Below are 19766 nucleotides of genomic sequence, written 5' to 3'. Positions count from 1 at the left end.
GCTGATGCGGGCTGGAAACAGCCCGCTTTTTTGTAGTTCATTTGAATGAGTCCTCGAATTATTCAAATAAAAAGAAAGATTTCATACTGGTTCCACAATCATCTGTTATAATAGTTTATAGAGGTGAAGATAATGGCAAATCTATTGGTTGTAGAAGATGATATTGTGACCAACGAAGCAATCTGTGAATATATGAAATCCGCCGGACATACAACACTCTCTGCTTTTGACGGAGAGCAGGGGCTTTTGATGGCAAAAGACCCTTCTGTTGATTTGGTAGTATTGGATATTATGCTGCCGAAAATGGACGGCATGACCGTTTTGAAAGAACTGAGAAAAAGCAGAACGGTTCCCACGCTTATGCTTACTGCTATCGAGGATGAACACACACAGGTTACCAGTTTTGATGCAGAAGCCGACGATTATATCACGAAGCCGTTTTCTATGGTTTTGTTGGGAAAACGGATCACAGCCCTGCTCCGTCGCAGCGGAAAAAGCCCTGAACTGTCACAGATACAGTTTGGAGATATTACTGTGAATTTCAGCGGCTATACAGCATGGAACCAAGAAGGACAAATTGACCTTACGCCAAAGGAAATTGAACTTTTGAAACTATTGGTGGAACACAAAGGGCTTGTATTGACAAGATCACAAATACTGGATGAGTTATGGGGGTACGATACCCCTGTGATAGACCGCACAGTGGACACCTATATTAAAAATTTGCGAAAGAAGCTAAACCTTGATCGGATTGTTACCGTCAAGGGTGTTGGCTATAAATACGAGGAAACGATATGAAAAGGCTGAAACTATTCCCCAAAATCTTTATATATACTTTTTTCGTTATGCTGGTGGTAATGCTGGCGGCACATTTCTTCCTGTATATGTTTGCGCCGCTGATTCAGATCGATACAAGTGGTTTTGTAGAAAACGGTGTGATAATGGGAACCAGCTTTAACGCAGAAATGATGATTCAATATGCGATTTTCAAGGCGCTGCCGATTTCCCTGACTTGCTCGGTTCTTATTTCGCTGATTTGTTCCCTGCTGTTCTCACGGGCGATGACGAAACCGATCCAGCAGATTTCTGCCGCCACGGAACGGATGGAGCAGCTGGACAAGGCGGCGCGGTGTCCCGTGGATTCTACCGATGAAATTGGTGTATTGGCCGACAACGTCAATTCCCTGTATGCCAGCCTGCTTTCTACCATTGAAAATCTGGAGGAAGAGAAGAAAAAAGCAAGTGAAGCGGAACAATCTAAAATCGATTTTCTACGGTCGGCTTCCCATGAACTGAAAACTCCGGTTACTGCCATTCATGCAATTTTGGAAAATATGTTGTTGGGGATCGGTAAATATAAGGATCGGGATACCTATCTGCTTCAGTGCAAGGACATTGCGGAGCAGCTTTCCTCTATGATTCAAGAAGTACTGGAAACCTCCCGGCTGGATTTTTCCAAAAACACACAGTCGGAAGATTTTGATTTGTCCGACAACCTATCTACGCTGTGCGAGCCTTATGCACTGATTGCAAAAGCGAAGCAGATTCATTTTTCTGTGGATATCCGTGAGGATTGTCCGCTTTGTTTGCCGAAAAATCATCTGGACAAGATCCTTTCGAATCTGCTTTCTAACGCAGTTTCCTATACAAAGCCCGGAGGCAGGGTTTCCGTTATTCTTGATGCAGATCGGGTTTTGATTGAAAATGAGTGTGCGCCGATTCCAAAGGAGGCGCTTTCCCGGTTGTTTGAACCCTTCTACCGTCCTGACTTTGCCCGTGATCGAAAAGACGGCGGGAACGGTTTAGGCTTATATATCGTAGATACCCTTTCAAAATCCATGGGGCTTTCTTATGTTTTTGAACCGATGAATTCCCCGCAGGGAATGCGGTTTACCTTGTTTTTACGGAAGTAAAACAGCAGATAGAAATCATTCCATGCCGAAGAGAGCGACTGTTTTATACACAGTCGCTCTTTTTTCGGTTGGTACGCTATGTGCAATTCCGTTAAAGATGAGGGGCAGCAAATCATAGATAAAAAAGTGAAAAATATCCGATGATATATTTTTTCTCCGTTTCATACTGGTTCCACATTGGCGTGCTATTCTATCGGTGTTGCAACAGATCATGACTATGAAACGGAGGTTTTTCTATGAATTTTATTAGCCGAGCATGGCTGTATATGATTCGAAAAAAAGGAAAGAGTATTCTGCTCTTTTTTGTTCTGCTCATCATGGCTACCTTTGTGCTGACTGCTTTGGCACTGGGGAACGCTTCAGACGCTGCCCAGCAGAATCTGCGCAAAAGCCTTGGCGGAAGCTTTAACATCCACTTTGATTACTCGGACAACAATCCATATCTAAAGGTGGAGGAGACCGAGTCCGGTATTATTGCCTATTGCACACAGCAAATTGAACCGGAACTGGTAGAAAAGATCCGTGCAATCGACGGCGTAAAATCCTGCAGCGCACAGGTGGGCAGCGTTGTCGATTGCCCGGAACTGGAATTATTTGAAGGCACGTTGCCGGTGGACGAAGAACTCAAAAATTCCACCAATATTGTCGGCGTTTGGAAGGGTGAGGAGTATTCCCGCTTTACATCCGGCGAGATTGTCCTTACTCAGGGCCGGTACATTACGCCGCAGGACGAAAGAAAAATTATCATCAGTGAAGATTTGGCCAAACAGAATGGCCTGAAAATTGGCGATACCATCCGGACCAGCAAGAATCTTGAACTGGAAATTGTGGGTTTGTTTACTCCACGTGAGCTGGAAGACCCCAACGACCGTGTGATGACTTTTGATAAAATACAGAATCTGATTATTTCCGATCTTGCTTCTGTCGTTGCCTATGAAAATAGCCCCAGCGTGCAGGGCTTTAATGAATTGAATGTATCGGTGGAAGACCCGCAGGACATGGAAAGCATCATCGCAAAAGTAAAGGAAATGAAGGATGTGGATTGGAAGGGGTTTGAGATTACCCTGAACAACGAAAGCTTTGAGAATGCCGCTTCTTCTTTGCAGCAGCTTTCCAGTCTGATGTCCACCATACTGATTGTAGTTCTGGTAGTCAGCGTTGCTGTTCTGTCGCTGATCCTGACCATGTGGGCCAGAACCCGTATCCACGAAACCGGTGTGCTGCTTTCGGTAGGAATCCGCAAGCTGTCTATTCTGGGGCAGTATATTGCCGAAGTGCTGATGATTGCCATCCTCGCTTTTTCGCTCTCATATTTCTCATCCAGCGCGATTGCCGGGCAGATGGGTAATATGTTGCAGGCAGAACAGTCTGTATCCGAAGTGCAGGAGGATGACGGTTTGAGCGGCAACCGTGGAGAAGCCCAAAACAGCAACCCCGATACGGTTGTTGAATCGCCTGAATTACAGGTTTCGATACAACTGGAGGAGCTTGGACTGCTGTTTGTTATCGGGATCGGTATTGTTACAGTATCCGCCGGGATTGCTTCCATTTCGGTTATGCGATTAAAGCCCCGTGAGATTCTGTCCAAGATGAGCTGAGAAAGGCGGTGTTTCTATGAAAAAGATCATCACGATTTGTGCGCTTTTACTGACCTTAGGTAGGCAACGGTGCCCTTGGTACCCGGCGGCGGAGACTGCGGATCTTCCATGTGATTTAAGGTAATACGGGTACCCACAGGGTATTGCTGGCGAATATATGCTACCTGTTCTTTTGTAGGGATTCGGTTCAAGTAATCATCTCCTTTTTTGATTTTCCCGATTCCGGGATTGCTTTTTCTGTTCTTCTTTTGCCTGCTGGTCCTTGTGCTGCTGTTCTTCCTGCTGTGCTGCCTGCAGGTGCTGTTCCATCTCAATAGAATGAATTTCGATATTCCGGCACAGCTTGGCGGTATGGCGCAGCTTTTTCAGCTGCTCTGTGAGGACGTCAATCTGCGGGGAATTTGGCTGATAGCGGTAGAGCTTCTGGCGCTCTTTTAGAAGCACAGCGATTTCATCCTCCGCTTTTTGCCGGATGGCATGAAGCTGCCCCCGGTCCTCAATGTGGTTTTTGAAAATGAATTCCGCCTGCTCGATCCGCTGATCCAGCTTGCGGATATCTTCCCGCACAGCGTAGCTGGGGTAGGGCGGTTTCTTGCGAAGCACTCCCACCTTATATAAATAGGAATAATAGAGGGCCCGCAGGCCGGAAAGCTTGGGGGAAGGTTTTTCCCCAAGAAGGAGAAGGAAGCGGCTGGCCGGAGGTGTTTGTTTCCCAGCCCGGTATGGAGGCTTAGGATAGAGGATGCGGTTCTGGATGGCTTCCGGGGTGTACTGCTTGCCCAAGGTTTTAAACCGGACGGTGCGCCCGGTGCCCGGAAGGATCAGCGTAGGGTACTTCCTGTCAAACCGGAAGGCATAGCCCCGTTTCTCCAATGCCCGCAGGAACTGCTTCCATGTGAGGGAAGCGGCGATGGCAGCATCGACGTCCTGCCGGATGGGTGTTTCCCAAGTAGCAGTTCCATTCTGCTCGGCCAGCCACTGGGCGTAAGGGCGGGCTACCCGTTCCGACTTCTCGGTGTCGATGACCGAGAGGTGGTATTTCCGGCACAGTTCATCCGAAATTTTCCGCACCCCAGTGACATAGGTTCTTTCATTGCTCCGGTATTTCCTGCCGTTTTTCGTAGACACGGAATTCCAGACAATATGGTTATGGATGCATTTGGTATTGAGATGGGTGCTGACCACCGCCTGAAACTCCCCGCCGAGCAGCCGGTCCGCAAATTCCAGCCCGATTTGATGGGCCAGTTCCGGGGAAACCTCTCCAGCGGAAAAGCTTTGCACCAGATGGAAGCCCTGCACCCCTTTTTCCTTATGCCACATTTTTTTGATCTTGCACATATCCTCGAAGGCAGTATCGCAGGTGCAGCCGAGGGCGGACTGAAACAGATCCTGCTCGGTTTTCTCTTGGTTGAGGGCTTTTCCAATTTCTCCTTCCAGCGATTTCTCATTTTCCCTGCGGGAACACTTTTTCTCATCGAGGGTATAGTCGATGGCATTGTCCAGGCGATGGACGGGGATCACACTGGTATATGCGATGGTGGCTTTCTCCTTTCCTGGGCGCAGACAGCTTAGAATGATTCACATCTTGGTTATATGTGCGAATTGCATCCAACCGCAGGTTGGTTACCAATTGTTTTTGACCTCCTCCCATACTTGGCGAGCCAGTTTCGTCATTTCCTCGATATCCTGCTGGCTGGCTTCTCCGTAGGTATTGGCGACCTTGGCAAGCTGGTTGGCGTTGTTGCACAGCCCCGCCACCTTGTGAAGCAGGTCTGCATGGTGGTCACAGGGCTTTGTCCGCAGTTCGGCCCCCATGATGAGAGTGCGGAGGAATTCCTCACGGGGCAGACCGCTCAGTTTCACCTGCGTTTCCAGATGCGCCAGTTCCTTTTTGTTTAAATGAAGGGGGATGATGTGGTTTCGTTTTCTCATAGGGACTCCTTTTTAACGCTCCGGCTCTTTCCGTTTCCGGTTTTTCTTCTGTTCCGGCGCTCTGGCTGGGTATTCGTAATGGACAGGGACGTCCCGCAGGCGCAGCTTTCCGCAATCCGGGGCAAAGGCCGCATATCGAGCGTAGGAATACCCTTCCGCATCTACAAGGACACCGTCTTTACTGGTTTCACCCTTGACCAGCACGCAGTGCCAGCAGAAGCTACCCGGATCAAACCACATCTTGTCGCTGTAGTCGAACAGGAAAATCTGATCGTCCTTGAGGCCGTTTTCCTGAAACTGCCGGAACTGCTCATCGCATAGAACGACCACCTGTTCCACCTGAAAACTGGTTTCCCGTTCCGGCACAGGCCGCAGTGGGTTCTGCCCATTGAGGTCGCTGATATGGCTGGGCCTGTGGTAAAAAACAGCGTGCTCCTGATAGGCTTTTGGTTCTTCCAGCACAAGGTGTTCCACCGGCACATCCTGCAGATTTACCTTGCGGCAGTCCTTTCCATAGCCAAGGTACAGGCTGTTTCGCCCCTGTGCAATCAGCATATATTCCTGTTCTCCTTTAGTCCTCACCATCAGACAGCGGAACAGCCCGCCCGGATCGGCGCTCATCAGTTCCCGGTTATCCTTGAGGAAAGGATATTCCGGGGAGACGTCCTCTGAGAGCTTCTCAAAATCCTCTTTGCCCAAGACGATGACCTTTGTCACTTCAAAAACGCCGGGGAGATAATTTACCTCGTTCCGGCGCAGGCTGTCCAGTGTTTTGGCGTTTGCCGCAAATGCAGCATATTGTTTCTGGTTCAGTTTTCTCACCTCTTTCTATATTCGATGGGCGGCTGGATGCCGGGGGTTTGGGGTTCTCCCCAAGATGCGTTTGGATATCCAAACGCTATGCTTGCAAAACCAGTCACCGGCTGGGAAAATACCACGCTGGAATCAGAGCCCGTCATGTTCATCTGATTCCTTGATTTTTGCCAGACCTTCCAGCGTCGTACAGATAATATTTCGCTTTTCGGCTGTACCGATTTCAGCGGACATGGAATTGCTGATCTCATTGCCGCATACCACCAGCATTCGGCATCGGCACAGCTTCTGACGGGAAATGTTTTGAAATTCCCGTTTTTCATCGGCATTTTCCATCTGCAGGTACTGGCTGTCCGAAAGTTTCGGGCAGATCGGGACATATCCCAGTTCATAAATCTTGCGGCAGTAGCGTTTTAACAGGCGGGGCGCGGCATCGGGTGCGGCGCACACATAGGCAAATGCTTTTTCCATAGTGATTTCCTTTCTTTTCACATATATCTGCTTGATAAACGGAGGGCTGGCTATCCAGTTGGATAGCCAGCCTGCGGGTGAGGATTATTGTTGGCTATCCACGTGGATAGCCATGGAGATTATTCGGAGGTTTCTTCTTCCGAATGGGCTTCCAATGCAAAGCGCACACGGTCGGAACCCAGCTTATAATAGGCGTCGGTGACTTCAATCCCTACGGCTTCATATCCTTCCAGCCGGGAAGCGAGGACAGTAGTTCCGGCTCCGCAGAAAGGATCAAGAATACGCCCGCCCGGTACGCAGATTTTTACAAGGTCACGCATGAGCTGCAAAGGCTTTTCCGTCACATGAATTCTGTTTTGAGGATTGGCGTAACGGAACACACCGGGCAAACACCCAACCGGTCTATTCACCGGCATAGGTCCGTTGGAACCCCATACGATGTATTCACTTTGCTGGCGGAAACGTCCTTTCTGGGGGCGGCTGGTCATCTTATCCCATACTGCACAGCCACGCCAGATCCAGCCAGCCCACTGCAGTGCGTCGGTGATAGAAGGGTACTGCCGCCAGTCAATGAACAGACAAATTGGCGCTCCCGGTTTGCAGGCTTTTCTGGCGTCAGAAAGCCATTCAGCCATCCATCTGGTCCAGCTTCGCTGATCCTTTTGATCTCCGTCAAAATCAGGCAGGGCGTTTTCTTTGTCCATGCTGCTGTACTTTTGATTGGTGGTGCGGTTTTTCTCGGCTGGCTTCCACCCGCCCGAAGCGTAGGGCGGATCGGTAATAATGGCGTCAAACACCTGCGGCTTGAATGCCCGGATTACCTGCAGGGTATCCCCATGCAGAATCGTCCAGCCATCCCCGCCGCTGTGTTCCATGGGCAGAATGGTTTCGTCAACAATTTGAGTCAGTTCTTTCGTTTCGTTCAGAGGCATCTTCCTTTCTGTTATCGCTCCGGATCGGAGCGTTTTTTCTGTTTGGACGGTGTTTTTTCCGACAATTCCGTTTCCACATATTCGCTGATAATGTTCAGCGCTTTGTAATAATCCCCGGACTGGTAGACACGGTCACACATCTCCTTTGCCTGATCCGGCTGTCCGTTTTCTTTCAGCAGCCGGGAAGCCCTGCCGAGGATGGAAAAGATGTTTCCGTCCTGTCCTATCAGTTCCATTTTGGGACGTTGTTTCTCCATAAGATCACCTTTCCTTTTAACGGGAACAGGCTGCCCTTTGCCGGGTAGCCTGCTTTTCGTATCTTTCTTTTGTCAGGTCGGCATAATCGCAGCCTTCTTTTTCCGGAAGATTCCTCACCATACGGTACTTGCTCTGATAGGCTTTCTCAATATGATTGGCTGCCCACCTTCCTGCAAAATCGTTGTTGGTACAGATTTCGATTTCTTCAATCTCTGGGTGACGGGCGAGAAAAGCGTCCAGCGCAATGGGGTTTTTCATATCCCGGCTTGTCTGTGTTCCTTCTTCAGGCGCATAAATCCCGCCAAGGGACAGCCGCCATTTGTCCGTTGTCCCTTCCAACGTTAAGTGTGCGAGTGGCTCTATTGCGGCTTCATATATGGCGAGTTTTTTGGTTTCCCTTTTCGGCGGGAGACAAAAGCAAAACCGCTTATCGCTGCCGGACACCTCTGCCTTGAATGGGTTTCCCCGTGTATAGGTACCACGCAGAAAAGCATACCGGGCAGTACCGGTTTCGTCCTTCCCAACAAACACAGCGTTGTGGTAGTCGGCGCTTTCGTAGAGGATTCCTGCCCGGATGCAGGCTTCGATGACCTTGCGGTCGATACCTCGCTTCAAAAGATAGGCAAACACCCTGCGGTTATTTTCCGCTGCCGGCGGCAAAAGGAATTCCTTCGGCTGTTCCGGCTGGGAAACAGGCGGAACATAGCTGGGGTTTTCCTCGCATAAGGTCTGCACCGCTTCTACAAATTTCAGTCCCTCAACCTTAATAAGATAGTCAAGGGCGCTTTTGCCGCCGACATCCCGGCTTTTCCAATGCCAAAGGCTTGTGGTTTCGTTGATTTTAAAGCTGTCATGTTCTTTCAGCTGGAACTCACCCCGGCTTTCGGCTTTCACCAGTTGTCCGGGACGGTAACGCCGCAAAAACTCAATGGCGCTCATCTGTTTGGCAGCGGTGATTTGTTCTTCGGTGACTCCGGGCATGGGAATTCTCCTTTCTTACTTAAATGACAGCCGCCCGCAGGATTTTCGCCTGATCGGTGCGTTCCCACGGGAACTCCGGCCTGCCGAAATGTCCATAGGCGGCGGTCCCAGTATATCTCGGTGATAACAGATCCAGTTTTGCGATAATCTCGGCAGGCGTTAACCCAAACACCAGTTTTACCGCATCTGCCAGACAGTCATCGGCGCAGATCGTTCCGGTTTTAAAGGTATCTACTTCCACCATCACCGGTTGGGCTGCCCCAATAGCATAAGCCAGTGTAACCTGACACCGTTCGCACAAACCCGCCGCCACAAGGTTCTTAGCTATATATCGGGCCATGTATGCGCCGGAGCGATCCACTTTGGTGGCGTCCTTACCGGAAAAAGCACCGCCGCCGTGAGGCGCGAACACTCCGAAGCTGTCCACCATGAGTTTTCGTCCAGTGAGACCGGTATCTGCTTCCGGGCCGCCCAGCACAAACCTTCCGGCTGGATTGATTAAAATTTTTGTATCCTCATCCGGAGGCAGGACCTGCAAAGCAGGAGCGATCACTTTATCCGTCAGTTCGAAGCAGAGTTCATCGGCAGGGATTTCAGCACTGTGCTGGGCAGACATCACAACGGTATCCAGCCGGAATGGTTTTCCATCCTCGTCATATTCCACGGTGACTTGTGCTTTCCCGTCCGGCCTTAGTCCTTGAATTGCCCCGGATTTTCGGGCGATGGTGAGAGCACTGGTCAGACGGTGTGCCAGCACAACCGGCAGAGGAAGCATTTGCGGGGTTTCCGAACAGGCATATCCCACCATGACTCCCTGATCGCCAGCGCCGAGCTGCAGAGAGGGACTGCTCCCATCCACATTTCTTCGTTGCTCTAACGAACAGTCCACACCTGCGGCGATGTCCGGGCTTTGCTTATGGATGAGGCACTGGATGGCAAAACAGACCGGATCGTAGCCTACTTTCCTGAGAACCGAACGGACAATCGACGGGATAGAAGGTTCATACAGGCTGGTGATCTCCCCGGCGACAATGATCTGCCCTCTGGTAGCCATCACTTCGCAGGCCACACGGGAGAGGGCGTCGTGGGAAAGGCATTCGTCCAGCACACTGTCGGCAATGAGGTCGCACAGCTTATCAGGATGCCCTTCCGTAACAGATTCGGCAGTATAAAATTGATTCATGGCATTCTCCTTTATCGTTCATGATTCGGGGGCTTTCTGGTTTTGGGTTTTGGGCTTACCACCGGGTTTATTCGGATACACAAAAGCCCTTCCGGTGTTTGGATGAATTTCTCAGGGCTTAAAAACATCTGCTGATACTTTTGCATTTGTTTTTCAGTCAGGCTGGAGAAGTTTTCCCCCTGAATACCACAGACAAAAAAAGCTCCCGCAATTATGTCATAGTTCTCAAGCACACGGTTTAGCGGCAGCCCCATGATCTTTCCTTCGTCATTGCAGACAACAGCAACCGGTTCTTCCCACGGATAAAGTGCCTGAATGGGGCCGCCTACCATTTGCTGCATTTCATGAAGGTCGTTTTTCATCTCAACAGGCCGGGCTGGTTTGCCCGGTTCTACAAACAATACTCGCATTCTGGCAGATCACCTCACTTGCAGGGAAAAGGGCTTCAGATTTTTCCCGATTGCTTCATAGTTTTCAAAATGCACCTCGCAGCCCAACAGATAGGACACCGCTTCTTCCCATTCCTTTAAAGGGTATCTTTCCTTGTCCGGCAGGCGGTACAGATCGCCAAGCGCCGCCCATTTGAGTTCCGGCAGCAGACGCAGGTTGGAGATAAAGGTGCGGTGCTGTTCGGCTACCACATCCAAAAGTCCAAGTTTTTTCAATCAATCCCTCCAGTATAATAAAAATAGGGACGGAGCGCTCTGCAGCGCCCCGTCCGATTGGTTCTTACGCTATTTTTTCCTGCGGTTACGAATATGCAGGAACACAAGACCGCCTAAAATGACAGCGCATAAACAGATCAAAATAATTGCTTTTGGTTCCATTGATTGATTCTCACCTCACTTCTGCGGCGATGACCACCGTGCGGGCGTTTTCCCATTCATAGGAACAGGTGACGAGCGTCAGCAGGCGGCAGTCCTCGCCGGGGATGGTTTGGGATTCGTATAATGACTGTGCGAAGAGCTCTTTCTGAAAAAACAGAAAATCCGCATGATCCGCAAATTCAGTGCGGTTAAACGGGAGCTTTGTGATATCGGTTTTCAGCACAGCCGCAATTTGGTATTCCCGCAGTCCATCGCTGGTCTGCAGCAGGATTTTGGAGTGTTCTTTGCGGAAGGCTTCATCAGCCATCTTTTGAAGAACAGCGAACATGGTCCCGTCATTCATGTTGTGCCCGTAGACCACGGTATTTTGGCTCTCTGCGGAACAATCCCATTGAAAAAAGAGGCTTCCGGCAGTGCGCCATTCTCCCTTGTAGGTACGCCGCAGATAGTATTCGGGATCATCGGCGCTGCTTTGCAAAACCGGGTAATCCACACAGGTGCCGGGAATAGAAATCCAGCCTTTGATGTCCGGGTATTCAGCCTGCAAAGCGGGAAGGTCCACAAGGGATTCCGGTTCCGGCTGTTCTTTCCCAGCCGGTAAAACCCCGGAGCTTTCGGCTCCGGGGAGAGGCTGTGCGTATTCTTTTTTCAGGGCTTGTGTTTCTCCATTGGTCAGCCCCGGCTGTAAAACCAAAAACCAGAGAAGTCCCAATAAGCTCAGGCACAAAAGGCCGATGCAAAATCCTTTTAGAAAGATTTTCATTCTTCTGTGCCTTGATCCTCATCGGCCTGATCAGCAGATTTGCGCTTTTTACCTGTATAGCGCAGGAAAAGCAGAGCGCCGCCGGACAAAACTGCCAAGCCTGCCAGAGTGCCAAGGATGGCAGGCATCCACGGGTTATCACCGGTCTGCGGAACAGAGGGAACCTCCGGCACCAGTTTGTTATGCATCTTTATGGTCGTTGTTTCGCCTGCTTTGATTTCTACGGTCTGATCGTCAGGCAGAATATACTTTTCGGAATCTTCGCCAGCTACTTCAGATACGGTGTATTCTCCCACACGGAGAGTGAGGTTGATCTCACCGTTTTCATCCGTTTTGAATTCCTGCTCATAAGCATTGCCCATGAAGTCAGTACCGCTGATTTTGAAGGTGCGCCCTTCGATCTTATCATCATCGGCGGTCTTTACTACCCTCAGGGAACCAGTCTGCGCTTTGTTCAGGAAGCCTACGCCAGCTTCGGTTTCGATGCGGACAATCGCTTCATTCTCCGTAATGGAGAAAGGATAATATCCGTCATCCTTTTCGAAAAATTCTGGTGCTTCCTTCTCATGCAGGAAGTAATTTCCATACACAAGATCCTTCATCTGGTAAAGACCCGGTTCGGTTTCCGTCATTTCACCTGCCAGCTTGTCGATATCCGCATTGAATTCCCCGTTATTGTCCACATCGGCATAAACTTCAAAAACAGCCTCGGACAGCTTGTGGTCCGGATAATCGGCGTCCACCTTTATGGTTTCGGCGGTACCTTTGATGATCTGGTTTTCAATGGTGATTTCGATGGTCTGTCCGTCCTCAGTAATTTCTACCGGGAAGATTTCTTCCGTCAATACGAAGGCTTTGGGAGGTGCGATTTCACGCACGAGGAAGTTTCCAGCAGGCACCTTGTCAAACTCAAAGTACCCGATTTCATTGCTCTCGGTGACCATGAGGGCGGTTTCTTCGGTAAACTCCGTTTCGTCAAAACGGAACAGGCCGATAACAGCGCCGCCTAATTCAAAACCATCCTGATCGACCTTCCAGCCGGATACCTTGCCGCGCTTTAAGGTATTTTCAATGGCTTCTCCATCGTTCGCTTCAATTTCCACTTTCGCCACATCCTGTCCGGCATACTCAAACACCACAGGGTATTTTTTGTCGCTCAAAATGTAGTGATCGTCGGTTCCGATTTCCTGCACATACAGGGAAGCCCCGCAGGGGATGTCGGTTGTAAATACGGCATTTCCATTCTCGTCAATGCCGATGGTTTCCATCAGCCCGTCTGCCGGGATGGAGGTACCATCGGAGGCGGTCAGTTGTTCCGCAGCGAACAGTCCGAAAGTAATGTTTTTCCATTCCTCATTCATGCCGAGGGAGAAGGTTTCGTCCTGTTCCAGCAGCTTCTTGAGGGAAATCTCCACTTTCTGGCGTTCATTGACGAAGCCAACGCTTACAGAGGTGATCTCTACTTCCTGACCGGCATAGGACAAAACCACTTCCTTGGGTTCAGGATCGATTACCATGCCATCCGGCGCAGTGATTTCCTTCACCTGATAGCGGCTGAGATACAAAGGTTCCGAGGTGGCGGTCCCGTCACTTCCGGTAGTCAAAGCAGCCGCCAGTTCGCCTGCTTTCAGGTGGACGGTTCCGTCCGGGGTAATAACATCTTCCAGTGCTGTGATCTCATAAACAGCGCCCGGCTGGCCCTGCACCTCATACTGAGGCTGGTACATCCCGCCGGATTCTGCAACATGGCTGAATACTTCGCCCTCTTTGGAGACTGTAATCGTTCCCTTTTGCGGGATATTGTATTTCTCCACTGTAACCACGTCCTGTGAACCGTCCACCATAAAGGGAACCGGCTCTTTGTCAAGAACATATCCCCATGGACTCTGCTGTTCATGCAACTCGTAATTTCCAAACGGAAGCGGTTCCGGCAGCATGAGGGTTCCTGTGGCGTCCGTCACGAAAGTGTCGATATCGATGGGGCTGGGGTAGTTGATATGCTGTACCACCCACTCGCCGGTATCGGTGTTACGGATTTTGACTGCTGTTCCCGCCAGAGGAATGATTTTGCCGGATTCGGCGTCTTTCTTTTCAAAGCGGATGAGCGAGGTAAAGGTGGGGTTATTGAGAATGAAATAATAGGTTTTACCGTGCTCGGAAATGAACACGGAGAAGTCCGGGACAAATTTCTGTCCTTCTGCGCCTTTGGTCTGATGCGCCACATACAAGCCATACGGAAGATCCTTTGAACGGGCAAATCCATAGGAATCGGTGGTCAACAGGTCACGCTCGGTTTCTTTTGCGTTCTCATAGCTGCCAGCACTGGCCAGATAAATCTGGAACTGCGCTCCTTCTTCCGGCTGCTCGATCTGCACCTCATCATTGGATACTGTTTTCAAAAGGGAAGCGGAAGGATCGGATTTAAGCCCGGCAGCCAACGGGATAACTTCCGGCTCAGAATCAACATTTTCTACAGGTTCAGATTGGCTTTCCGGAACAGAACTGCTCTCCGCAGGCTGTTTTTCTGAAGGTGCTGTGGATTCTTTGCTTTCCGGAGTGGATGAGGAATCCATTGTTTCTTCCATTGAACTGTTCTCTGTGAGTTCAGTATCCGGTGTTTCGGGAACCGGTGTATTTTCTGCGGCGTTGCTTTCCTCATTGGGTGTTTCTACCTGCGGGACAGCTTCTTCCTGATCCGGATTGGCTGGTTTATCCGTATGCTTGGTGATAGCAATGCTGCCGAGGATAACATCCTCTGTAGCGGTCATGGGGATGCTGTTGTTTTCCAAGGTGAAATTTCCCGGTTCTGCGCCTACCGGATAGATAGTTTCGTCCAGCAGGTATCCTTCGCTGGGGGTAATCTCACGAATTGTATAATCCGATCCGCAGGGGTATTCCTTGGTGGTGAATTTGCCCCCGTTTGCTGTGGTATAGGTATCCAGCAGGTTTTCCCCTTTGAACATACCGTATAAAGCGCCATCCAAACTGGAATCGCCTTGTGCTTCCCCGGTTCTGGAATCCACTTTTTCCAATTCAACCGTAAATTTCTTCAGAATATTGGAAAAACTCACGCTGGAAGTCTGGCCGGGATAGATGGTTACCTGCTTGGATTCAGGCTGGACATATTTGTCCGGGGCACGTTCCGTTACGGTGTATGTTCCAGCTTGGAGATTGTCTACCCGGATGGTTCCGTCCGGTCCGGTCACCACGTCTTTTTCGATTCCATTCCCGGAAATATGAAAAGGAATACCGGAAACCTCGCCATCTTCGGAGGTTTTCACAAGCTGCAGGGTACCCGCCTTGATCTCAAGGGAAAAATAGCATTTTACGGGTTCAGCAGAGCCTTTGACGTCAAAAGTGACTACATTCTGGTATTCATCACGCAGCCAGTATTTGGTGCCGCCTGTTACAACACCGGGGATAGAGGAAGGCAGTTCCTTTTCTGCGGTGATTGTACCGAATTCCTTTTTATCCGTAGAAACATGAAGTTTGTTCCCACTGATGGAAAAATCCACTCCCGGATAACTGACGGAGAAATCTTTGAGAACATTGTTTTCATCCACCAGTGTGGTTTCATTTTTTCCAGTGTCCTCATTGTATTTGAGGTCATGGGTATATGCGCCGACCGCACTGGGATTGTCGGTGGCAAAGGATGGAATGGTGTGATAAGTTACCACGTTTTCCCTCAGCTTCTGAAAGATCGTCTTTGCCGCAGGGCTGTTGGCAGTAATTTCATTCACGATCTGGTTTTCATATCCGGTGCCAAGCTGCCCGTGGGCAATCAGCCAAATGAGGATTTGGGTGGCAATGTATTCATCCATGGCGCTCCCGCCGTACTTAGTGCCGGTTTCCACGTTATATCCCAAGGTCAGAGCAGTGTTGATCATTGCTTTCTGTTCCGTGGTAAGGGCGGCATAATCATCCGACTGGTCATAGCCAATCCCGGTATGGGTTGCCACGCCAAGCTGGATGCAATAGGCGGTGCGGAAAGCTGTTAAATCGTTAATTCGCAGTTCAGTAAACTTATCTGTGCTGTATCCACCAAATGGCGCCGGAAGACTGGAGCTAAGAGAGTATCCTCTGCCGTTATAGTCGATCATGGAGATATATCCATCATACTCGTATTCAGCAGCAAAAGCGTTGCTTGGTACAATACCAAAGCAAAGAAGCACCGCCATCATCATGGACAGAAATCTTTTTAGATGTTTTTTCATGAAGTTCTCCTTTCGGATAAAATAAAAAATGCCCCCGCAAGCTGAAAGAAAACTCTCAACCTACGGGGGCAAGTCAATTTATCGTTCTTCTTTGTGTTTGGGATGGCGCTGTTTTTTGTGGGGGACTACCTTCTGAGGCAGTTCCTGCTGTGTACAGCGGACCGCTTCGATTACAGTTTGGGTATCGATCCCATTTTGTCTGCACCCATTCAGAATACCTTCCAAATAGGAAACAGAGGGCATGGCGGGTTTGTCTTTATACGGGCTGTTCATGGTATAGGCCATGATTTCCCGTCTGACTCCGTCCTGATTTGTCACTGTAACAGGCTCTTTCCCATATAAAAAGGGAAATCCTTCGTAATGATCCAGATGCTGTTCGTCCCGTTCGGAAATACGCCAAAGGACGCCGTCCACATAGCTTCCTTCTTCCGGCAGAATGGTGGCAACGCCATTCCCGCCGCCATTGGTGCGGAACGCAAGGCGGTATCCCTCTAACCGGACGGATTCCACAACTTCTGCATCCGGACAGCGGAACGCCATCTGATTCAGGTTCATATTAGAACCATACGCAAAATAAAGTTTTTCTTTGGTTTTGATCATCTCCTATCGTTCATGGTTTTGGCGGTTCTGCAGGCTGGGGTATTGAGCTTTATCGTAGCGCCATGCCCGGTCGCCGGGAAGGTTTGAAAGCAGATGTTCCCGCACATTTTTGTATTCCGGTCCAATCAGGCCAAGGCGCAGCAGAAAGGTTCGGAAGGTAAAGGCGGGGTTTTCGCTGATCTCGGTTTTCCGCATAACTGTCCGGCTCTGGTTAATAGCCTGTGCGGAGATTGCCAGTGCCAGTGTAATATTTGCCCTGACTTTGCCTGCATGGAGGGTGCTTTCAAAACAGCGCCATTCCAAGGTTCCACGGTAAAACACAGAATGAAGGTTTAAGGCATAGTATCTTGTCCAGTTGTAATGCTCGTAGCTTCCGTCAGAACCTTCATACCATTCCCGCCTTAACCGATCCATGGTAGTATTGCTTGGAAGTTTGCGGATTTTCTCCAGCATGGGTTCCCGCACCTTCTGGCACCAGCGTTCCACCCGGCTCTCATTCACATTTAAGGCTTTGAATAGGATATCCTCTTTGGAATACATAATGGAAAGGGCATTTTTCAGGCTCTGCGGTGTATGCTTGGAAGCGTCCACATGGACGTGCATACCGCAGCTTCCATTGACAACAGCCCCCGCATGACGCAGGGTACGGACAACTTCCTGCAGTTTTCCCATTTCGCTGTACTCCAGTTTTGGGGAATTCATCTCCACCTTGTAGTCACCATCACCGATTGGAACCTGCTGCCGCCCGGTTCGATGAGAACCATGGATACTGGAGTCGTAAACAAACCGCCATGTTTTTCCCTCGTTATCGGTCACTTCCCACGGATCATAGGTACGGGAAGAACGGGAATGGACAGCGTTGCTTTCAAACAGGGAAGCCACGGCTTCTGCTGCCTGCTGGCGGGTGAGTCCCGTCATCTCAATTTCACAGCCGAAATATTGGTCTTTCAGATCAATCGATGGCATTCACCTCCCGATGGGCAGAAGCCAACCGTTTGCCGATGGCTTCCACCACTGTAACGGTAACGCCGTTTCCGGCCTGTTTGTAGAGCTGTGCGTCCGATTGAAGAGGAAGCACTCGGTCGATCTGTTCGTCCCGCCATCCCTGCAGCCGCAGGCATTCTTTTGGAGTCAGCCTGCGGATTCGGCCGCCGAAAAAAACACCGTGGCGGTCTTGGGCGGTGAGGGTGAACATGGGTTCTTCCGCAGATTTGATTCGCCGCCCGTTCTGACGGACAGTTTCCCTTTCCGGGGTAAGGACCGCACGGGCTTCCAAGGTTCCTTGGTCGCTGGTTGTGGTGAGGGTATGGGCGGTTTTTCTGCCAACTCTGCCGCGGCGGGTATTCAGTCCGGCAAACGCCAAACTGATGCTGTCGCCGGGATACGCCATTTTATAGCCTTTTTTCGTGTTTTCCTTGATCGGAAGCCCAACTTCATACAGTCCGGTTTTCCCGCCAAATCCACCCGTTTGTGCAGCAAGGGTACAGCTTATTCCTTTTGTGGAATAGATTCTTTCTCCCTGAGCTCCGGGCAGGATTTGTACAAGAGATGTTCCTGCTGTTTCGGTGAAAGGAAATATTTTTCCTCTGCATCGTTCATCAAGATATCCGATAAGATACACCCTTTTTCTGGATTGGGGGACTCCAAAATCTTTGCTGTTGAGCACCTGCCATTCCAAACCATACCCCAGTCTGTCCAGCGTATGGAGGATGGTCGCAAATGTCCTGCCCCCGTCATGATTAAGCAGTCCGGGAACATTTTCAAGCAGCAGATACGCAGGTCTTTTTGCCGCAGTCAGCCGGGCAATTTCAAAGAACAAGGTACCTCTTGGATCGGAAAATCCCCCACGGTTTCCAGCAATCGAAAAAGACTGACAGGGAAAACCTCCGCACAGGAGTTCGAAGTCGGGGATGTCGCTTGGATCGGCTTTTCGGATATCTTCACAGAACCACTCTCCTTTGGTATCGAACAAGGCTTCATAGCTTTGATTGGCCTTTTTGTCGATTTCGCAGTGTCCTACACAAGTAAATCCTCCGGCACGGGTGAGCCCTTCTCGGAACCCGCCAATACCGGAGAACAGGTCAATATATCGTATGGTTTTCTATATCACGCCCCTTATCTTGTATGATACTAAAAGCTAACACACAATCAATGGACATCGCCCCTTTCCCATGGTGAAATGAAATATATATGAAAACAGCCCGCAGTTTCCTGCGGGCTGCTGCCGGCTGTCTTATGCGTAGGTTTCATCTTCATTTTCATTGGTTTCGCCGGATTCTATGGTATCGTCATCCGGCTCGGTTTCTTCTTCCTCATCCCGATTCCAGCTTTCCGGTGTAGTATCCTCATCATCCTCGCCCTCATCGGTTTCGGTGTTTTCCGCAGGTTCCCAGCTGCTCCCGGTTGTTTCTTCATCAGCACTGAGTCCCTCGGTTTCGCCATTTTCTTCGTCCCAGTCCTCTGATTCCTCGTCATCGGGTACTTCCTCGTCCTCATCGCTTTCTGCGGTTTCTGCGGCTTCCCAGCCGCTTTCAGCCTGTTCTTCATGTTCGGCTGCTCTGGCGGCTTCGAATTCTTCTTCCGCTTCTTCCAGCGCCTGTTCGATCAGCCCAATCACGAATTCCTTTTGGGTGAGGCGGCGATGATAGGCTTTCTCGTAGTTTTCAAGGTATTCCTTTACCCTCTGGAACAATTCCTCGCTCACCTGAAATGCTAATGTTCTTCCTTTTTCCATAATTCTGTTAGCCCCTTTCTCATAATGCTCCCGGATGATCATTTCGATGAATTTGCTCATCGTGCTTTCCGTTTCCCTGATTTCCTCGCTGATTTGGTTATGCAGATCCAGCGGGATTTTGCAGGTTACGCCCTTTGTTTCCACGCCTATCGCTCCTTTTTTCTTTCTTTCCCTTTCGGGCAACACAAGCATACTGCAACCCGCCGGATAAAGCTATTACCAAGACCAACAACCTTTCAGTCAAAGCAGGCTCGACAAACGTCACAACCAATAAAGGCTATGTGGAGGTTATTCTTCTCCCAACAGGGAACCAAGGAAGCCCATCATCTCCTGCGGAATGGCTTCTTCCTGCTGCGGTATGGGCTGGGAAGGCACAGCTTTGAGCTCTTCCCGCAGCACCCGGCGCAGGATCGTTTCCAGTTCTTCTCGCTGGGCATTTTCCAGAATCACCTGTACCAGAAAGGCGTTTTTCTGGCCTTCCGGCACAGTCTGCAGGATTTCCCATGCTCTGCGATGTTCTTCATTCTGGAGGTTGGGGCGGAACATA

Annotated in this window: 21 protein-coding genes; 3 read left to right on the top strand and 18 right to left on the bottom strand. The window is 50.0% G+C overall.

Annotated elements, in window-relative coordinates; all coding sequences use genetic code 11:
- The first annotated feature begins 132 nt into the window (after positions 1-132).
- From WGC32_RS10270 to WGC32_RS10260, 3 genes are all read left to right on the top strand, one after another.
- Positions 133-798 (top strand): response regulator transcription factor, encoded by a 666-nt coding sequence (locus WGC32_RS10270; RefSeq protein ID WP_342681752.1) that lies wholly within the window; start codon positions 133-135, stop codon positions 796-798.
- Entirely contained in the window at positions 795-1913 is a 1119-nt protein-coding gene (locus WGC32_RS10265) for a HAMP domain-containing sensor histidine kinase (protein ID WP_342681750.1), read from the top strand. Before WGC32_RS10270 ends, WGC32_RS10265 begins: the two co-directional genes overlap by 4 nt.
- A gap of 236 nt (positions 1914-2149) precedes the next feature.
- Complete coding sequence (locus WGC32_RS10260; protein WP_342681748.1) at positions 2150-3511, top strand: ABC transporter permease; 1362 nt, start codon at positions 2150-2152, stop codon at positions 3509-3511.
- Between the two features lie 29 nt (positions 3512-3540).
- Here WGC32_RS10260 and WGC32_RS10255 read toward each other — a convergent pair whose 3' ends face one another.
- The 18 genes from WGC32_RS10255 to WGC32_RS10170 form a co-directional block, all read right to left on the bottom strand.
- Positions 3541-3702, bottom strand: a complete 162-nt coding sequence (locus WGC32_RS10255; protein WP_342681747.1) for a DUF4314 domain-containing protein — start codon at positions 3700-3702, stop codon at positions 3541-3543.
- Positions 3703-3706: 4 nt separating this feature from the next.
- Positions 3707-5032: a relaxase/mobilization nuclease domain-containing protein gene (locus WGC32_RS10250; RefSeq protein WP_342681746.1), complete on the bottom strand. Its 1326-nt coding sequence runs from the start codon at positions 5030-5032 to the stop codon at positions 3707-3709.
- 102 nt (positions 5033-5134) lie between these two features.
- Positions 5135-5443 carry a plasmid mobilization protein gene (locus WGC32_RS10245; RefSeq protein ID WP_342681745.1) on the bottom strand — a complete coding sequence of 103 codons (309 nt, stop codon included), beginning with the start codon at positions 5441-5443 and terminating at the stop codon, positions 5135-5137.
- Positions 5444-5455: 12 nt separating this feature from the next.
- The gene (locus WGC32_RS10240; protein WP_342681744.1) at positions 5456-6265 is read right to left on the bottom strand and encodes a DUF6329 domain-containing protein; all 810 of its coding nucleotides are present in this window, start codon (positions 6263-6265) and stop codon (positions 5456-5458) included.
- A 123-nt stretch (positions 6266-6388) separates the two neighbouring features.
- On the bottom strand, positions 6389-6727 hold the full coding sequence (locus WGC32_RS10235) for a DUF7768 domain-containing protein (protein WP_055141789.1): 339 nt from the start codon (positions 6725-6727) through the stop codon (positions 6389-6391).
- A 119-nt stretch (positions 6728-6846) separates the two neighbouring features.
- The gene (locus WGC32_RS10230; RefSeq protein ID WP_462933636.1) at positions 6847-7602 is read right to left on the bottom strand and encodes a DNA-methyltransferase; all 756 of its coding nucleotides are present in this window, start codon (positions 7600-7602) and stop codon (positions 6847-6849) included.
- Positions 7603-7670: 68 nt separating this feature from the next.
- Positions 7671-7916 carry a hypothetical protein gene (locus WGC32_RS10225; RefSeq protein WP_462933635.1) on the bottom strand — a complete coding sequence of 82 codons (246 nt, stop codon included), beginning with the start codon at positions 7914-7916 and terminating at the stop codon, positions 7671-7673.
- 16 nt (positions 7917-7932) lie between these two features.
- On the bottom strand, positions 7933-8898 hold the full coding sequence (locus tag WGC32_RS10220) for a DUF3991 domain-containing protein (protein ID WP_342681741.1): 966 nt from the start codon (positions 8896-8898) through the stop codon (positions 7933-7935).
- A 19-nt stretch (positions 8899-8917) separates the two neighbouring features.
- Positions 8918-10081 (bottom strand): methionine adenosyltransferase, encoded by a 1164-nt coding sequence (gene metK, locus WGC32_RS10215; RefSeq protein ID WP_342681739.1) that lies wholly within the window; start codon positions 10079-10081, stop codon positions 8918-8920.
- 11 nt (positions 10082-10092) lie between these two features.
- Positions 10093-10491: a DUF3846 domain-containing protein gene (locus WGC32_RS10210; RefSeq protein ID WP_342681738.1), complete on the bottom strand. Its 399-nt coding sequence runs from the start codon at positions 10489-10491 to the stop codon at positions 10093-10095.
- A 9-nt stretch (positions 10492-10500) separates the two neighbouring features.
- Positions 10501-10746 carry a hypothetical protein gene (locus tag WGC32_RS10205; RefSeq protein WP_342681736.1) on the bottom strand — a complete coding sequence of 82 codons (246 nt, stop codon included), beginning with the start codon at positions 10744-10746 and terminating at the stop codon, positions 10501-10503.
- 172 nt (positions 10747-10918) lie between these two features.
- Positions 10919-11671, bottom strand: a complete 753-nt coding sequence (locus WGC32_RS10200; RefSeq protein ID WP_342681734.1) for a class B sortase — start codon at positions 11669-11671, stop codon at positions 10919-10921.
- Complete coding sequence (locus WGC32_RS10195; protein ID WP_342681732.1) at positions 11668-15885, bottom strand: SpaA isopeptide-forming pilin-related protein; 4218 nt, start codon at positions 15883-15885, stop codon at positions 11668-11670. Before WGC32_RS10195 ends, WGC32_RS10200 begins: the two co-directional genes overlap by 4 nt.
- A 78-nt stretch (positions 15886-15963) precedes the next feature.
- On the bottom strand, positions 15964-16485 hold the full coding sequence (locus WGC32_RS10190) for a gamma-glutamylcyclotransferase family protein (protein ID WP_070100432.1): 522 nt from the start codon (positions 16483-16485) through the stop codon (positions 15964-15966).
- Positions 16486-16488: 3 nt separating this feature from the next.
- Positions 16489-17451, bottom strand: a complete 963-nt coding sequence (locus WGC32_RS10185) for an amidoligase family protein (protein ID WP_342681727.1) — start codon at positions 17449-17451, stop codon at positions 16489-16491.
- Positions 17438-18580, bottom strand: a complete 1143-nt coding sequence (dcm, locus tag WGC32_RS10180; RefSeq protein WP_342681863.1) for a DNA (cytosine-5-)-methyltransferase — start codon at positions 18578-18580, stop codon at positions 17438-17440. The genes WGC32_RS10185 and dcm overlap by 14 nt, the downstream gene beginning before the upstream one ends.
- A gap of 138 nt (positions 18581-18718) precedes the next feature.
- On the bottom strand, positions 18719-19363 hold the full coding sequence (locus WGC32_RS10175) for a hypothetical protein (RefSeq protein ID WP_342681726.1): 645 nt from the start codon (positions 19361-19363) through the stop codon (positions 18719-18721).
- 144 nt (positions 19364-19507) lie between these two features.
- Complete coding sequence (locus WGC32_RS10170; protein WP_342681725.1) at positions 19508-19765, bottom strand: plasmid segregation centromere-binding protein ParR; 258 nt, start codon at positions 19763-19765, stop codon at positions 19508-19510.
- Position 19766 lies beyond the last annotated feature (1 nt).

Origin of the sequence: Zongyangia acetica, assembly GCF_038739695.1 — a bacterium.
Lineage (GTDB): Bacteria > Bacillota > Clostridia > Oscillospirales > Ruminococcaceae > Zongyangia > Zongyangia gallinarum.
This window is presented reverse-complemented; position numbering and strand designations above follow the sequence as displayed.

What these genes read in the sequence shown, in the direction of transcription:
- WGC32_RS10270 (WP_342681752.1), top strand. Translation starts at nt 133, where the DNA reads ATGGCAAATCTATTGGTTGTAGAAGATGATATTGTGACCAACGAAGCA.
- WGC32_RS10265 (WP_342681750.1), top strand. Translation starts at nt 795, where the DNA reads ATGAAAAGGCTGAAACTATTCCCCAAAATCTTTATATATACTTTTTTC.
- WGC32_RS10260 (WP_342681748.1), top strand. Translation starts at nt 2,150, where the DNA reads ATGAATTTTATTAGCCGAGCATGGCTGTATATGATTCGAAAAAAAGGA.
- WGC32_RS10245 (WP_342681745.1), bottom strand. Translation starts at nt 5,443, where the DNA reads ATGAGAAAACGAAACCACATCATCCCCCTTCATTTAAACAAAAAGGAA.
- WGC32_RS10235 (WP_055141789.1), bottom strand. Translation starts at nt 6,727, where the DNA reads ATGGAAAAAGCATTTGCCTATGTGTGCGCCGCACCCGATGCCGCGCCC.
- WGC32_RS10230 (WP_462933636.1), bottom strand. Translation starts at nt 7,602, where the DNA reads ATGGAACACAGCGGCGGGGATGGCTGGACGATTCTGCATGGGGATACC.
- WGC32_RS10225 (WP_462933635.1), bottom strand. Translation starts at nt 7,916, where the DNA reads ATGGAGAAACAACGTCCCAAAATGGAACTGATAGGACAGGACGGAAAC.
- WGC32_RS10220 (WP_342681741.1), bottom strand. Translation starts at nt 8,898, where the DNA reads ATGCCCGGAGTCACCGAAGAACAAATCACCGCTGCCAAACAGATGAGC.
- metK (WP_342681739.1), bottom strand. Translation starts at nt 10,081, where the DNA reads ATGAATCAATTTTATACTGCCGAATCTGTTACGGAAGGGCATCCTGAT.
- WGC32_RS10210 (WP_342681738.1), bottom strand. Translation starts at nt 10,491, where the DNA reads ATGCGAGTATTGTTTGTAGAACCGGGCAAACCAGCCCGGCCTGTTGAG.
- WGC32_RS10200 (WP_342681734.1), bottom strand. Translation starts at nt 11,671, where the DNA reads ATGAAAATCTTTCTAAAAGGATTTTGCATCGGCCTTTTGTGCCTGAGC.
- WGC32_RS10195 (WP_342681732.1), bottom strand. Translation starts at nt 15,885, where the DNA reads ATGAAAAAACATCTAAAAAGATTTCTGTCCATGATGATGGCGGTGCTT.
- WGC32_RS10190 (WP_070100432.1), bottom strand. Translation starts at nt 16,485, where the DNA reads ATGATCAAAACCAAAGAAAAACTTTATTTTGCGTATGGTTCTAATATG.
- WGC32_RS10185 (WP_342681727.1), bottom strand. Translation starts at nt 17,451, where the DNA reads ATGCCATCGATTGATCTGAAAGACCAATATTTCGGCTGTGAAATTGAG.
- WGC32_RS10170 (WP_342681725.1), bottom strand. Translation starts at nt 19,765, where the DNA reads ATGTTCCGCCCCAACCTCCAGAATGAAGAACATCGCAGAGCATGGGAA.